Genomic DNA, 15767 nt, shown 5'->3' on the forward strand with positions numbered 1-15767 from the left:
CCACAGGCCTGTGGACAAGACTCAGGCAGTGGTGGACAAGCCTCACGCCGCGTCGCAGAGCGTGGTTCGGAGGCGCCCTGGGCGCCGGCGTTCTGGTGACCGTCATCACGGGGTGGCTGCCCGCCCTGCTGTTGGTGCCCGGTGCGGCGATCATCGTGCCACTGCTGCTCATGGCCCCGCCGAACCGGGAGATCGAGGTGATCGCGGCGCTGGACAGGTGGGTCAGGCTGCTCGCCACCGCGCTCTCCTCGGGCAAGTCCATCCGTGATGCCATCTTCGCCACCCGGCAACAAGTGCCGCCAGTCCTCACCGAGCCGGTCGTCCGGCTGTGCGTGCGCCTCGATCAGCGGTGGACGATGCGTGACGCGCTTTTCGCGCTCGCAGATGAACTCCGCTCAGCAGATGCCGACGCGGTGGTCGCCGCCCTGGTGATCGCCGCAGGCCGTGGTGGGGCCGGTGCCCGTGCCACCCTCGCGGCGCTCTCGGACACCAGCCAGGACCGGCTGCGCGCATTGCGGGAAGTGGCGGCCGAGCGCGCGAAGCCCAGGGCGGTCGTCCGGCAGGTCACCTACATCACCTTGGCCGTGCTGGGCGCGGCCCTGCTCTTCAACGGCGAGTTCTTCGCGCCCTACCGCTCCCCGCTGGGGCAACTGCTCGCCGTCACCCTGGCCTGCGCCTACCTGGGCTGCCTGGTGGTGCTGCGGCGCCAGACCGTGCCGCCCATGGCGCCGCGCTTCCTGAGGAGCCGGTCGTGATGATGGGGCTGGCGATCGCCTTCGGCATGCTCACGGGCTTCGGGTCGTTGCTGGTGATCCGCGGGGCACTCACTGCGCCCGTCCGGCTGGACGACGCGCTGGCGCTGCTCGACCGGCGACAGACCCCGGCCGAACCAGCCGGTTCCGTGGGAGTCGACAACTGGGGTGAGCGCCTCCACCGTCGGCTCAGGCTGCCGCTCACCGCCCGGCAACAGCGGCTGCTGCTCATGCAGGACCGCACCGTCGGCGACTTCTTCGTGGAGAAGCTCGTCTGGACGGTCACTGGATTCTTCCTCCCCGCCCTCTGGGGCGGGCTGCAGTTCGCGATGGGACGCCCGGTCGGCCTCACTCCCTTCCTGGTGGCGCTGGCCGGAGCGACCGCCGGCTACTTCATCGCGGATCTCCGGCTGCGCTCCGGCTCCGAGGAACAGAAGCGCTCAGCGGTCGACGGGATCCACACGTTCTTCGACCTGGCCGTGCTGGAACGCCTCGCCAACGCCTCGGCCGCGCAGGCTGCGGCGAACGCGGCCGCCATCTCCGACGCCGCGCTGTTCAGGCGGATCTCCGCCGGGCTCGAGCGGGCGCGGATGGAGCAGGTGCAACCGTGGCCGGAGCTCCGGCGCATCGCGGCGGAGTGGGGCATTCCGGAACTGGCAGACTTCAGCGACGTCATGCAACTCGAAGAGCAGGGCGCCGGTGTCGCCGACGCCCTCCGCGCCCGCGTGCGCGAACTGCGCGACGCGCACCTCAGCCAGCAGAAGGCGAAGGCGCAGGAGGCCAGCGAGGCGATGACCCTCTGGATGACCATCCCCGCGCTCCTGCTCGGCGTCGCCCTGGTCGCCCCGGCGCTCCTCACCCTGATCGGGGGTTGATGTCAAGCCTTTCTCCCCCTGTGGACAACTTTTTCGACTTTCCTGCCGACCTGTGGAAAACAGGTGTACCGAGCTCCCCATCAACCAGAGTGTCCTTTGAGGAGGAACCATGTCAGCAATCCACCAGACCGTAGAACTCATCGTCCGCACCCTCGTTCCGGCCCCGCGGCGCGACGAGCGTGGCCTCAGCCAGAGCACCGAGAACGCCATCCTGCTCGCGGGAGCGGCCGGCATCGCCGTCATCATCATCACGGTCATCACCGCCTACGTGACCGACAACCTGCCGGGCTGACGTGAGGACTCTCGGCATCCGGTTGGCCTCGGCGGGCTCGGCGATCCTCGCCTTGGGCGCGCTGCTCGTCGGCGTGCCGTGGTTCCTGTACCGGTTCACCGACGCCACCCACCTGCTGGGGGTCGACTGGGTCGCGGCCCTCACCCTGGGGGCAGATTCCCGGCTCATCCTGGGGCTCTTCAGCGTCGTGGCCTGGGCCGCGTGGGCGGTCGTGGCGCTCACGGTGCTGCTGGAGCTGATTGCGGTCCTCAGCAGGCAGCGGATCCGCGTGACGCTGCCGGGCACCGGCTGGCTACGTCCGGCCGTCGGCGCCCTCGTGATGGCGGCGGTGGCCTCCCCCACCCTCGCCATGGCAGATGGCGGCACCGCCCCACTTGTCGCAGAGCCACCACGCGCTCCTGCCGCCGCGGGGATGGACGCGACGGCGCCCGCCGCCTCGTCAACCGCCCCAGCCGGGCGTAGCTATACGGTGCAGCCCGGTGACGAGCTCTGGGCCATCGCAGAGCGCGAGTTGGGTTCGGGAGAGCGCTGGCGGGAGATCGTGGCGCTGAACGAGGGCGTCTCGGACGTCTCGCATCTCCACCCGGGCGACATCCTCACCCTGCCCGAAGACGCCGCAGAACCTCCGCACACCGTGGTGGTTCAGGAAGGCGACACCCTCTGGCACATCGCCGGCGCCGAACTGGGAGATCCCAGCCGCTGGCCTGAGCTGCACCGCGCCAACGCCGACATGGTGGCAGACCCGGACCTGATCGAGGTGGGGTGGGAACTCCGCCTACCTGAGGGCACTGCAGGCGCCGTCGCTCCCGTCGCAGAACCGGCCCCCGAGGCAGTCGCCGAGCCGACGACTCCCCCCACCGTCGAGCAGGCCGAGTCGCCCACCACGTCCCAACCGGGGTCACCCGAGGAGGCGGTTGCTGAGGCCGTCGGCCGGGGGTACCCCATCGACGCGGCGCCACCGGAGCACCCTCAGGATCCCGCTGCCGCGGCTGGCCAGGAGGCCACAGAGACAGACGAAGCTGCGGACGCCGACGATCAGGACACCGGATCAGCGGAGGACTTCTCCGGGATGCTCGAACCCGTGGGCGCGGCGCTGGCCAGTTCCGTGCTGCTCGGCGTGGCGACGCGGCGTCGGGCACAGGTGCTCGCCCGGGCGCTGGGCCGGCGCCTGATCCCCGTGCCCCGGCAGGTCTCGCAGTTCTGGACGGCGTTGGCGCACAGATCCGAGACGGGGGTGGCCGGGGCCCCAGCTTCCGGACCCACCGCCGTGGTGCTCGGGTGGGACGGCGAGGAAGCCGTCAACGCGGACCTCGAGGCCGAGCGAGCCGTCCTGTTCGACGGCGACGAGGCCGTGTCGGCGCTCGGTGCCATCGTGACGGAATTGTCCTGCAACCCGTCGGCGAGCAGCGTGTCGCTGGTCGTGGTGGGCGGCGACGACTGGGTGCGGGCCATCGACGACCCACGCGTCAGCAGCGAGAACGATACGGCGGCGGGCCTTCACAGGCTGGCACGCCTCTGTTCCGAGCGCCGACTCGCGATGCGCCAGGGCACGCTGGCCGCCATGCGCGCAGACGACGACCTGCGCGATGCCTTCGCGCCCACCGTCGTCGTCTTCCTCGAACGTCTGGAACCTGCTCACCTCGACGCGGTGGGCGATGCCCTCGCGCTGGGCGAGGTGGGCGTCTCAGTGGTGGCGCCGACAGTGGGCCCATCCCCCCTGCGCTTCGCCCAGGTGCTCGTCAGCGAGGAGCAGGGTCTGTTCCGGGGTCGCACGTTCACCCCTCAACTCGTCACCGCCCCGGCCCGCCGAGCGCTCGTCGAACTGTTCGCCACCACCGGCCGGCTCGACACGGAGCCTGCGCCCTGGTGGAAGGGCGACGACGATCTCCCACCCAACGTTCTCCCCCTCCCCCGGCTGGACCGCCCCGAGGAGCGACCCATGACCACCAGGCTCAGCTCACCGCCCCATCCCGTGCTCTCCCTCCTCGGGCCGGTGGAACTGGGCGGGACCACCGGCATCGCCCCCACCCGAGCGCTGGGGCAGTGCCTGGAATACTGTGCCTGGCTGCTCCAGAACCCCGGCGCCACGCCCAGCCGGATGCTGCGCGACCTCCAGGTGGCGGATGCCACCCGCCGCTCGAACATGAGCTGGCTGCGCACCTGGTTGGGGGCGGACCCAGCCGGCCAGCCCTACCTACCGGACGCCTACACCGGAAGGATCGCGCTCGACGAACGCGTCACCTCGGATTGGGAGCAGTTCGTCGCCCTGCTCAGCGGCGGCGTGAACATGGCGGGTAGCCACGCCCTCCGGGACGCCCTCGCCATGGTCCGCGGCGAGCCGCTCGGCACCTTCGGGTTCCAGTGGCAATGGGCCCAGCAACTGCGCGCCGACATGATCGCGATGATCGTCGACGCCGCCTGCGTCCTGGCGGACCGCTCGCTGGACCAGGGAGACCTCGAGACCGCCATGTGGGCCATCGCCCGGGGTCGGCTCGGCTCACCCTCAGACGACGCGCTCGCCGTGCGCGAGATCGAGGCCCTCCTCAGGACTGGGAGTCAGGCCGACGCGGAGCACGCGGTCGTCCGGCTCAACCGGGCGCTGCGGGCTGAAGGCCGTGACCTCGAGCCGGCACTCGCCATCCGGGTCCAGGACGCGATGCAGACACCCGCCCGGCGCGCCCTGTCCGAATGAGGAGGGGCGGGCGGCAACCGCCACCCGCCCCGCTTCACATCAACCGCTCAGGGATCAGACGCGTTCCTTGAACAGCACGATGTTGTTGAACACCCACTCGTTGCTCTGGGTGAACGTGTACCCACCGGTGGGCTTCGCATGCGCCTGGTACACCGTCACCTTCGCGTAGGAGCGGCAGCCGCCCCGGCCGGTGGCAGGCGTGTCGCACTCGGTGCGCCACATGCGGCCGTCGGTCGCGGTCCATGCCCCCGTGAACCCCAGCGGGTTCTTCGCCCAGTCGGCGCGGGTCATGTACGGCAGGTAGGTGAGGTTGTTGAACGCCCAGCCCGTGGTGCGCACGAACTTCCCGTCGTCCACCTTGATGGTCGTGGCCCAGATGTAGGTCCAGCAACGCTCGGTCTGCGAGTACGCCTCACACGTGGTCTGCCACTTGCGGCCGTTGAGGTCGTGGTAACCCGGCAGCGTGTAAGGAGGCGTGCGCACGAAGTCCGGCTTACCGGGCGACGCGGGCGGCGTGACCGGCGGCTTCGTCGGCTCCACCTCGCGCAGCACCACGGGGTAGGCCCAGGCGTTGACCGCGCTGGTGGCGCTCTCCTGGAACGAGATCAGGATGGTGCCGTCCTCGCCCATCAGCGTCTCCAGGTCTGCTGCGTCCAACGCCAACCGGACGGTGGAGGCACCTGTGCTGATGGCCTTCTCGACGGAGCCGAGCAGACGCCCACCCATGTCATCGCCCCACGGCGCGGCCGCGGTGTCGGAGGCGAGGTCACAGGTGGAGAAGCCCCACTCGTCGCCCTCACAGCTGGACACCCAGACCGGGATGGCGGCGGGGTTGCCGTTCCAGGCGAAGGCACGCAGCGTGCCGGCCTTGGCGCTGGCGACGGAAATGGTGGCCCCGTCGTCGTCGAACGACACGTCCTGGACGGTGAGCGCACGGCTCGCGTCCAGACCCGCGATGGTCACGCCCCGGGCGGCGGACTGGTAGATGGTCTGAGGCGACTCGACGCCGAGCAACGCCTGATCGGGGATCTGCGGCGTGTCCGGAGTGGTCGAACGACCCTCAGGCGCCGTGTAGCCGTCGAGGTAGGCGTGGCCCCAGCGGTACGGCTCGGACTGCTGGCTCCCGAACGGCGACCACGCGGTGCGCGTCTTGCCGATGAAGGTAGCCACGTCGGAGTCGTACGGCGTCACGTTGAGACCCAGGTAATCCGGGTCCACCACGTTGGTCGCCTGGGAACCCGTGGGGGCGGTGCTGGTCACCACTGCCGCAGGCAGGTTCTCCAGCGGGATCTTCACCTCGACGGTGAAACCGCCGTCGACGTAGGTGCCGTCCTCGTTGAGGTCGAAGTCGACAGCCACTTCCTGGCCGGGCGAGTTGGGCCCGCCCTCAACGGTGGCGGCCAGCGGACCGGACGAGAAGCCCTGGTGGTTGTCGGCGTCGCGGCTCCAGCACGGCCCGTTGGGGCCCTGACCCGCGGCACCCGAGGCGTCGTCCGTGAACGGCATGATGCCGGTCTTGAACGTCGTCGACGTGTCGCGCGACCCGCCGAGGGGATCGAGGAGCACCTCCACCGAATCCACCAGCCAGTGGCCGAAGCAACGCTCAGGCGTGGCGGCGGCGCTGGCGATGTTGTCCACCACGAACGCCTGGGCGTAGAGGGCGTCGCCGTGCCAGGCGAGCCTCACGGTGCTGCCCGCGCCGCAGTCGGTGCCGTCGGGATCACACGCCGCCCCCTCCCAGCGGCGGCCGATGTCGAGGGCGGGGCCGTAGAAGTCATCGGCGACACCGTCAACCACGGGCGCCACCTCAGCCTCGGGGATCACCGTGGTGGGCACCACGTACAGCCGCAGCGTCTCGGTGCTCGTCGAGCCGAGCGCGGTGGCCGTCGTCACGATCGGCACCTCCGCGATCCGCCCGCCCGGATCTGCCGGGTCAGTATGGGTGACGACGAAGTCGACCGTCGTCTGGGCGCCGGCGGCCAGCGCCGTGTACGGCTTGGTCACCTCGTCGACGGTGAAGCCGGCCGGAACGGTGACCGAGACGTTGCCGCTCTGGGGCACGGTGGTGCGGTTGCTGACGATCACGGGGATCGTCACCGACTCGCCGGCACCGATCTGGCGCTCAGCCGCGGAGCGACCCGACACGCGCGTGAACTCGTCGGCCCACGCCTCGTAGGAGGCGAAGTTGCCCCAGCGCTCGAACTGCCCCTCGACCCCGGCGACCAGCTGGACGCGGGAATCGTTGTAGGCGGTCACGGAGCCGTTGTCGAAGAGGGCCTCGATCTTGTAGCGGGCGAGCGCGGCATCCGCGGACGGGGTGACGGTGAGGGTCACGCTGGCTTCGGCGTTACTGGTGATGGGGCCGAGCTCGGGGTCGCCGGTGACGGTCCAGCCTTCGGGCAGCCCGAGGGTGACGTCGCCGGCGGCGATCGTGCCTTCACCCGACCTCGCCGTAACGGTCACGTCGAACGGCACGCCGGGGGCCTGGAAGTAGTCGCCGACGTCGATCGTGTAGGTCGAACCCAACGGCATGCCGCCGGGATCAGCGACGAGGGTGCCGAAGAGAATGGCGTCGTCGCGCGCGTTCGCGGCGGTGCCGTTGGGCTGGAACGGCACCAGCGACTGCGCGATGCCGTAGCGCTGACAGAACGGCTCGAACACACCGGTGTGCTTGGTGCGCGCCTGGGTGGGGTGCGCCCGGTTGCCCTCGCGGCCAACCTGCGCCCACGTCATCGGGGTGCCCGGCTCCATGCCCTGCACGTTGCCCTCGAGCCACGTGTACGGCGACTCGAACCCGGTCCACGTCCCCACGACGGTGAATTGGTTGTTGTCGGCCGGCACGAAGCCCGCGTTGCATTCAGCGGCGAGCTGTCCGCCCGTGCCGTTGGTGGCTGCGCCGGAGGTGACCACCTTCACCTGCCACGGCTCCACCGCGTCGGGGCCGGTGAGCTGCTCGGGGAAGGCGTTGGGATCCGCGGCCATTTGCACCGCCTCCCAGTTCACCCGGCCCGAGTACTGGTGGTGGCCGTGCCCTGCGGGGCTGGGGGCCCATCCCATCAGGATCTCCGGCTGGGTCTGGCGGATGACGTGCACCACCTGGCGCTGGATACGCTCGGAGCCCCAGACGTCCTCGGTGAGGGCGGCGCTGGTGTTGTACCAGAAGTCCACTGCGTCGATGTTGTAGATGTCGTACACGCCCGAGCGGTAGAAGGAGGTGCGGTCCTCGTTCTCGCGGCGCAGGCCGAGATCCGGGCCGGCCTCGTCGCCGACCGAGTTCGAGCCGCCCTCGCCACGCGTGAGCATGACGACGCCGCACTTGACGTCGTAGCGGTCAGTCCAGACGCCACAGGGGGTGGTGAAACCGGCGTCATCATCGGGATGGGCCCAGATGCCGAGCACATCGATCTTGTTGGGATTGACCTCGGTGGTCACGGACGGCTCGCCCACGGCGAGCTCAACGTCCTGCGCCCACGCTGGGACTTGTAGACCGAAACCGACGGCCAATGCGCCGACCAGGGCTAGCAACTTGCGTCTCATCAGGAAACCTCCAATGGCAACGACGGCGTTGCCCTAGTTGGATGAGGATGATGGTCATACTAGGCATGACCTGTGTGCATTTGCGAGAGTCTGCGTGAAGTTGATTGAAAAGGGCTGTCAGCCCCGGGGCTCGGCGTCCGGAACGGGGCGCGCGAGGGGCGAGTCCGCATCTGAGGCCAGCGCGAACGTGCCCTCAGCCCGGCGCACGCCGTGCACCGGGTGCGTGGGGATGAGGTCTGCGAGGAACGCGTACTCCCGGCCGATGTGGGCCGCGCGGAGGTCGCCCTCCTCGCGGAGCTTCTCGAGGTTGCGCCACCAGTCGGCCAGGTCGCCCCAGCCGGGGGCGGCCAGCGAGCCGCCGAACTGCCGCACCGCCAGCGATGAGCTGAGCGAGGCGAACTGCAGTCGCTGCTCCAGGCTCCAGCCGGAGATGGTGCCCAGGATGATGGCGGCGGCGAACACGTCGCCGGCCCCCGTCGGGTCGATGGCGTCGACGGCGACGCTGGGGCAGTAGGCCTCCTCCCCCGTCGTGTTGTCGATGGCGTACGAGCCCCGCACGCCGTCGGTCACCACCGCCAGCGGCACGAGGTTGGCGAGCGCCCGGACGGCGTGGCTCGGCCGGTCCGTGCGCGTGTAGCCCATCGCCTCCACGGCGTTGGGGGTGAAGGCGTGGCACTGGCTGAGGGGGGCGAGGTGCGCCTTGTCCCAGCGCCCCGTCTCGTCGAAGCCGACGTCGGCGAACATCAGCGTGTTGTCGTGGCGGAGCTTGTCCCACCAGAGGCCGGGCCGCTTCAGGTCGACGGCAGCGGCGCGGGCTGCGGGGGCGGTGAGCAGGAGGTCGTCGAGGGGTTCAGGGAGGACGTGCTCGTGGGTGACCATGCCGCGGTCGCCCCTGAAGGCCATGGACACGGTGATGGCCGAGTGGAAGTTCTGGAAGCGCCGCGAGCAGGACAGGTCGATGTGTTCCTGGTTGGCCAGCGTGTCCCACATCCAGTCGGCGTAGGCGTCGTCGCCGAAGCCGGTGACCAGGCCGGTGCGCAGGCCCAGCCGGGCCGTCGCCGTCGACAGGTTCGCGATGCCGCCCGGGCAGGAGCCCATGCCGGTGCTGAACAGTTCCTCGCCGGGCTCCGGGAGCCGGGGCAGGCCGGTGAAGATCAGGTCGAAGAAGAGCGGGCCGGTGGTCACCACGTCCAGCGGCGGGTCGTCGTCGCTGCGCAGATCAGCGAGCGGATCCCAGTCCCAGCAGTCGTAACAGACGGGTTCCTGGTGCTGATGCTGGTTCATTCCTTCGACGCTCCTTCCAGCATGCCGCTGATGAAGTAGCGCTGGAGTAGCAGGAACACCAGGATGATGGGTGCCGCGATGATCACGCCCGCCGCGGCGAGCAGCGCGTGATCCGAGGTGTACTGGCCCTTGAAGATGGCCAGGCCGAGCGGCGCGGTGCGCCACTGCCCGCCGGGGCTCATGATCAGCGGGATGAGGAACTCGTTCCAGGTCCACATGAACATCAGCACGGCCACCGTCGCGATGGACGGCAGCGACGGCGGCACGATGATGCGCCACAGCGCGGCCATGCCGGAGGTGCCGTCGATGGCGGCCGCCTCGATGAGGTTGCGGGGCAGGGCGCGGAACTGGGCGCGCATCCAGAACGTGCCGAAGGCCACCGACTGCGCGATCTGCGGCGCGGCGATCGCCCAGATCGTGTCCGTGAGGCCCAGGTTGCGCAGGTCGAAGAACAGCGGGATGACGATGGCCTCGGCCGGCACCATCAGGCCCAGGAGGAACAGGTAGAACAGCACCGTGGACCCGCGGAACTGCATCGTGCCGAACGCGTAGCCGGCCAGGATCGACAGGACCAGCGCCACACTCACCACGAGGAGCGCCACCAGCAGCGAGTTGGTCAGCGCCGTGCCGAAGCGGCCCAGCTCCCACGCCGTGACGAAGTTCTCCCAGTGGAACGCTCCTCCCACGACGCCGATCTGCGGGCGCAGCGAGGTGAGGAGGATGGTGATGATGGGGAACAGCGCGAAGAGCGCGAAGAGGCTCAGGATGAGGTAGTTCATCAGCTTCTCGCCGGCCGAGACCTTCACCGTCGCACCTCCTTCTCTTCACCGATGCGCGACACGAACACGTTGATGATGAACACCAGCAGCGTCAGCACGATCGCGACGGCCGACGCGGAGCCCACCTGCTTGAGGTTGAACGCGCGGTTGTAGACCTCATAGCTGGGCACCGTCGTCGCCGTGCCGGGCCCACCGGAGGTGGTGACGTAGACCAGGTCGAACGTCTTCAGCGCGGCGATGATCGTCAGCACGAGCGCGGTGGTGATCTCGGCGCGGACGCTGGGCAGCGTGATGGCGAAGAACTCGCGCACCGGGCCGGCGCCGTCGAGGCGGGCCGCCTCATAGAGGTCGTTGGGGATCCGGCTCATGCCGGCCAGGAGCAGCAGCATGACCAGGCCGGTGGACAACCAGAAGCCGATCATGCCGACGGCGGGGAGCGCGAAGTCCGGGTCGCCCAGCCAGCCGCGCGCGAAGTCGCTCAGCCCGACGAGTTCGAGCACCGCGTTGAGCAGGCCGCGCGGCGAATAAATCTGGTACCAGGCGACGGCGACCACGACCAGCGCGATCACCTGAGGCATGAAAATCACGACGCGGAAGAACCCGAGGCCGCGAACCTGGCCGCGCCGCAGCACTGCGGCGAGCACGAGGCCCACCACCAGGGGCAGGATCGAGTAGAAGAAGATCAGGACCAGCGCGTGGCTGATGGCGGCGAGGAAGCGACGGTCGCCGAGCAGGTCTGCGTAGTTGCCCAGGCCCACGAAGGTGGACGGGCCGAAGCCCGGCCAGTCGTACAGCGAGAACTGGCCGGCCCTCAGCAGCGGATAGAGAAGGAAGGCGGCGTAGACGAGGAAGGCGGGCAGGAGGTACAGATAGGGCGTCGCCCGCCCGCGGATCACCGCGGACGGGTTGCCCTTCCCCCGCCTACCTCGACCTGCCATGGGTCACTCGCCCGTGAAGCCCTTGTAGTCGTCCTCGAACGCCTGCAGCACCTCGTCGGCCGAGCGCTGCCCGCCGAGGACCTCCTGGAGGCCCTGGCCCGCGGTGTCGGAGAACGTGGGCGTGGCGTAGTCGAGGTACGGCAGTAGCGTGCCCTCCTGGGAGACCTTGTCGAACGCCTCGAAGATCTCCTTCTGGACGCCGGACTCAGGCGCCAGGTCGGCGGCGCCGAGCACCGGGAAGCCGCCGTTCTCGGCGATGAGCTTCATGGCCTCGTCGCTGGTGATGTAGTCGATGTAGGCCACGGCCGCGTCCTTGTTCTCGGCGTTGGCCGGGATGGAGAACGGGATGCCGGTGCCACCAGTGGTGGCGAGTTCGCCGTTGACTGCGGGCGGCGGGGCCATGAAGCCGAGGTCCTCGCCCATGACGCCCTCCATGTCGGTGCCGAGCCAGGAGCCGCCGGGCAGGAAGACGCCGGTGCCCTTGGTGAAGTCGTTCCACGCGGCGTCGTAGTCGGTGCCGTTGGGCGAGGTGCCGAAGTAGCCCTCCGCGCCCCACTTGGCGAACTGTTCCATGGCGGCCTTGTTGCCGTCGGAGACCCAGCTGGCGCCGGCGTTGCCCATGCCCAGCTTCACGGCCTCTTCGGGCTCAATGTAGTTGGCCATCAGCGGGCCGAAGACGTGGATGGCGGGCCAGCCCTCGATGTTGCCGAGGATCATCGGCTGCTCGCCGGCCTCCTTCGCCTGGTCCAGGATGGCGAAGTACTCGTCCCAGGTGGTGGGCAGTTCCGCGCCCAGTCCCTCGAGCTTCTTCTTCGAGTAGAAGATGCCGACGATCTCACCGGTCTGCGGGAGTCCGTACAGGTTGCCCTCGCCGAACGTCGTGCCGTCGGCGGAGTAGCGCACCTTCGAGAGCACCGAGGCCGGGAAGCGGTCCTCCCAGCCGTACTGCGCCGCGTACGGCGACAGGTCGGTGAGCTGACCGGCCGTGACGAACTGGCCCATGTCGCCGCGGGCGTTGTTGACCTGGACGACATCGGGCACGTCGTTGCCGCTGAGCGCCAGGGAGACCTGCGCCTTGAGGTCGTCGAAGGACTGGCTCTGGCGGTCGATGGTGATGTTGGGGTACTTCTCCATGAACGCTTCGTTGAGGGCGACGAGCGCGTCGTTCTGGCTGCCGCGGACCTCCTGGTCCCACACGGTGAGCGTGATGTCGCCCAGGCTGGCCGGGTCGACGCTGGGCTCAGCCGCGGCGCTCGAGCCGCCGTCGGCCGGGGCGGCGGTCTCGTCCGGGGCGTCAGATCCAGGGGCGCAGGCTGCGAGCATGCTGAGCGACGCAGCGGCCGCAACGGCCGCTTTGAGCAGCCGACTGAATGGACTGGGCGACATGAGGTCCTCCTTGACTGTCTGTGGCTCTGAGTCTGCCACGTTCTGTTCGGTGATGATCGATGTTTAGCGATAATGCTTGGTCATCGGGGCTAGGGTCGGTGTCATGCTGACAGATGTGCGCCTCCGCAGGGTGGCGGAGTTCGTGCACGCGAAGGGCTCCGCGTCGGTGCCCGAACTCGCCAGCACGCTGGGTGTGTCCGAGGCTACCGTCCGGCGCGACCTCCAACAGCTGTCCGACGCGGGCCTCGTCGAGCGGGTGCGCGGTGGCGCCTGCCGGCCGCACAGCATCCGTCCCGAGGCCGACCACGCCGCCTTCGACGTGGTGGCCGGGCAGGAGACCCACGAGAAGCGCCGCATTGCCAAGGCGGCCGCCGAGTTGATCAACGACGGCGACGTCGTGGCGCTCGACATCGGCACCACCGTGTTCGCCATGTGCCCCTACCTGCGGTCACGGTCCATCACGGTGGTCACGGCCTCCTTGGCGGTGGTGGCGAAACTGAGCGACGCCCCGCACGTCGACCTCGTGGTGATGGGCGGCGTCCTCAGGCCCAATTATCAGTCGCTGGTGGGGGTGTTGACGGAGTCGTGCCTGCGTCAGGTCCGCGTCGACGTGGCGTTCCTGGGGGCCGCCGGCATCCGGCCCGACGGTGCGGTCCTCGATTCGACGCCCAGCGAGGTGCCCGTCAAGCGGGCCATGATCGAGGTGTCCACCCGTTCCTGGCTGTTGGCGGACCACGCCAAGTTCCCGGGCGCCGGATTCCTCGAGATCGCCCCCGTCACAGCCTTCACCGGACTCATCACCGACAGCCCAGCGGGGCCGGAGTCGCTGCACCTTCCCCCTGAAACGAATCTGGAGGTTCGCTACCCATGAAACTCGTGATCCTCGGCGGCGGCGGCTTCCGCGTACCCCTCGTCTACGAAGCGGTGGCCACAGATCCGGTGGCCATGTCGGACGGCCGGCCCTTCATCGAGGAGGTCGTGCTCTACGACACCTCCCAGGAACGGCTCGATGGCATCGAGCGGGTCATCCGCGCGCGGGCGGCGCAGCTCGAGAATCCGCCGACGCTGCGGACCGGCACGGACCTGCGCACCGCCCTGGCGGGCGCCGACTTCATCTTCTCCGCGATCCGGGTGGGCGGGCCCGCGGGCCGGGTGAAGGACGAGCGGGTGGCGCTCGATCTCGGGCTGCTCGGCCAGGAGACGATCGGCCCAGGCGGGCTGGCCTACGCGCTGCGGACCATCCCGGTGATGCACGAGGTCGCCACGGCCATCGCCGAGGTGGCGCCCGAGGCCTGGACCATCAACTTCACCAACCCGGCCGGCATCGTGACGCAGTCCATGCGCCGGGTGCTCGGCGAGCGCGTCGTCGGCATCTGCGACACCCCCATCGGGCTGGTGCGGCGGGTGTCGCGGCTGCTGGGCGTCTCGCTCGAGCACGACCAGGACCGCGTGGACTACGACTACCTGGGGCTCAACCACATGGGTTTCCTCCGGTCGGTCAGCGTCGACGGCGTGGACAGGTTGCCGGAGATCCTCGCCGACGACGCCCGGCTCGACACCATCGAAGAGGCCCGGCTGATCGGCAAGGACTTCGTGCGCGCGCTCGGCGCCCTGCCCAATGAATACCTCTACTACTACTGGCACACAGACTCCGCCGTCGGACGGATCGGGCAGAACGAGCAGACCCGCGGCCAGTACCTGGCGGCGCAGCAGGGCCAGTTCTACGAGAATGTCGCCGGGGCCGCCGACCCGCTGCGCCTGTGGCACGAGGTGCTGCACGAGCGTGAGGCCACCTACATGGCCGAGGCCCGCGACGAGGAGCGCCGCGAGGAGGACATGGGCGGTGGCTACCAGGAGGTCGCGCTGCGGATGATGCGGGCGCTGGCCACGGGGCAGCCCGAGCGGATGATCCTCGACGTCGCGAACCTGTCGGACGGCCGGCGCGTGGTGCCGGAGCTGCCCGACGACGTGGTGGTGGAGGTCGCCTGTGTCGTCGATGGCGACGGGGTGCACCCACTGCCCGTCGGGCCCGTGAGCCTCCTCGAACTGGGCCTGATGGCCCGGCTCCGCGGCGCCGAGCAGGCCATCGCCGAGGCCGCCCTCACCCGTGATGCGGACAAGGCCTGGGAGGGCTTCGCCTCGCACCCGCTGGTCAACTCGCCGGAGCTGGGGCGCAAACTTCTCGACGGCTACATCGCCGCGCACGAGGAGATCGCCGCGCTGTTCGCCGATTGAGCCGGGTGGCCGGAATGTGGAGGGCGCCGCCGAGGCCCGCCGCCCACATCTGCGCAACTCCGCTCAGGTGTTCGACGCGGCGTAGATGCTGCCGATCGACTCGTCGAGCAGCGCGTCGAACTCCTCCTGGGTCTGGCTCCCCATGAGCCCCTCGGTGAGGGCGCGGGAGAAGCTGGCCACGACCCCGTGCTGACGTCCGAGGCGCTCGTTGGATTCGGCGCGCGTGTAGCCGCCGGAGAGTGCGAACACCCTGAGCACCCGCGGGTGGCCGACGACGTCGCGGTACAGGTCGTCCACCTCCGGCAGCGTCAGTTTGAGCATGACCCATTCGTCGTCTGGGAGGGAGTCGAGGCCCTCCATCAGGAAGTCGTGGAGCTGCTGTTCGGCGTCCGCCTTGAGCGGGCTCTTGATGTCGACCTCGGGCTCGAGGATGGGCACCAGGCCGGCGGCGAAGATGTGCCGACCGATGTCGAACTGCTGATCGACGGCGGCCTTCAAGCCGGCACCGGGGGTCATGACGACCGAGCGCATCTTGGTGCCGAACACCTTGTTGTCCCGCGCCTCCGCGAGCACGTCGTCGAGTTGCGGCATGTCCTTCATCAGGCGGGCGCCGGACTCCTCCTCCCGTAGGCCCTTGTCCACCTTCAGGATGGGCACCACTCCCTTGACCTTCCACAGGTACTGGGCGGTGGGTTGTCCCTCCACCTGTCGGCGCATGGTGTCCTCGAAGAGGATGGCGCCGAGGATCCGGTCGCCGTCGAAGCTGGCGCTGGTCATGATCCGGGTCCGCATCTCGTGGACGCGGTCGAACATCTCGGTCTCATCGGCCCAGGATTCGATGCCGTAACGCTTCAGTGCGCCAGGCGTGCTGCCACCGCTCTGGTCGAGCGCGGCGATGAAGCCGGGTGCGCTCTGCATCTTTTCGAAGTGGTTCTCAAACATGGGGCGCCCTTCCCTTCTACGCGTGGCCGCGCCGGGCGGGCGGGCGACGCCGCCC

Annotated in this window: 12 protein-coding genes; 6 read left to right on the forward strand and 6 right to left on the reverse strand. The window is 69.5% G+C overall.

What is annotated here, in order from left to right:
• Positions 1-95: 95 nt before the first annotated feature.
• The 4 genes from J7D54_RS13570 (at position 96) to J7D54_RS13585 (ending at position 4611) form a co-directional block, all read left to right on the forward strand.
• Positions 96-755: a type II secretion system F family protein gene (locus tag J7D54_RS13570; protein WP_245244033.1), complete on the forward strand. Its 660-nt coding sequence runs from the start codon at positions 96-98 to the stop codon at positions 753-755.
• Entirely contained in the window at positions 752-1627 is an 876-nt protein-coding gene (locus J7D54_RS13575) for a hypothetical protein (protein ID WP_182763190.1), read from the forward strand. The genes J7D54_RS13570 and J7D54_RS13575 overlap by 4 nt, the downstream gene beginning before the upstream one ends.
• A 109-nt stretch (positions 1628-1736) precedes the next feature.
• Entirely contained in the window at positions 1737-1919 is a 183-nt protein-coding gene (locus tag J7D54_RS13580; RefSeq protein ID WP_182763397.1) for a hypothetical protein, read from the forward strand.
• Position 1920: 1 nt separating this feature from the next.
• Complete coding sequence (locus J7D54_RS13585; protein ID WP_182763189.1) at positions 1921-4611, forward strand: LysM peptidoglycan-binding domain-containing protein; 2691 nt, start codon at positions 1921-1923, stop codon at positions 4609-4611.
• A 54-nt stretch (positions 4612-4665) separates the two neighbouring features.
• Here the strand turns inward: J7D54_RS13585 and J7D54_RS13590 are convergent, their stop codons facing one another.
• The 5 genes from J7D54_RS13590 to J7D54_RS13610 form a co-directional block, all read right to left on the reverse strand.
• Positions 4666-8148, reverse strand: a complete 3483-nt coding sequence (locus tag J7D54_RS13590) for a PIG-L family deacetylase (protein WP_182763188.1) — start codon at positions 8146-8148, stop codon at positions 4666-4668.
• 117 nt (positions 8149-8265) lie between these two features.
• Positions 8266-9432: a carbohydrate kinase family protein gene (locus J7D54_RS13595; protein WP_182763187.1), complete on the reverse strand. Its 1167-nt coding sequence runs from the start codon at positions 9430-9432 to the stop codon at positions 8266-8268.
• Positions 9429-10238, reverse strand: a complete 810-nt coding sequence (locus J7D54_RS13600) for a carbohydrate ABC transporter permease (RefSeq protein ID WP_245244035.1) — start codon at positions 10236-10238, stop codon at positions 9429-9431. Before J7D54_RS13600 ends, J7D54_RS13595 begins: the two co-directional genes overlap by 4 nt.
• Positions 10235-11149: a carbohydrate ABC transporter permease gene (locus J7D54_RS13605; protein ID WP_182763186.1), complete on the reverse strand. Its 915-nt coding sequence runs from the start codon at positions 11147-11149 to the stop codon at positions 10235-10237. The genes J7D54_RS13600 and J7D54_RS13605 overlap by 4 nt, the downstream gene beginning before the upstream one ends.
• 3 nt (positions 11150-11152) lie before the next feature.
• Positions 11153-12535 (reverse strand): ABC transporter substrate-binding protein, encoded by a 1383-nt coding sequence (locus tag J7D54_RS13610; protein WP_182763185.1) that lies wholly within the window; start codon positions 12533-12535, stop codon positions 11153-11155.
• Positions 12536-12638: 103 nt separating this feature from the next.
• Between J7D54_RS13610 and J7D54_RS13615 the strand changes: the two genes are divergently transcribed.
• Positions 12639-13406, forward strand: a complete 768-nt coding sequence (locus J7D54_RS13615; RefSeq protein ID WP_182763184.1) for a DeoR/GlpR family DNA-binding transcription regulator — start codon at positions 12639-12641, stop codon at positions 13404-13406.
• Positions 13403-14770 (forward strand): 6-phospho-beta-glucosidase, encoded by a 1368-nt coding sequence (locus J7D54_RS13620; protein WP_182763183.1) that lies wholly within the window; start codon positions 13403-13405, stop codon positions 14768-14770. The genes J7D54_RS13615 and J7D54_RS13620 overlap by 4 nt, the downstream gene beginning before the upstream one ends.
• A gap of 63 nt (positions 14771-14833) precedes the next feature.
• On the opposite strand, the gene J7D54_RS13625 is transcribed toward J7D54_RS13620, so the two are convergent.
• The gene (locus J7D54_RS13625; protein WP_182763182.1) at positions 14834-15712 is read right to left on the reverse strand and encodes a fructose bisphosphate aldolase; all 879 of its coding nucleotides are present in this window, start codon (positions 15710-15712) and stop codon (positions 14834-14836) included.
• Positions 15713-15767: the final 55 nt, after the last annotated feature.

The organism is Tessaracoccus sp. MC1865 (genome assembly GCF_017815535.1).
GTDB lineage: Bacteria > Actinomycetota > Actinomycetes > Propionibacteriales > Propionibacteriaceae > Arachnia.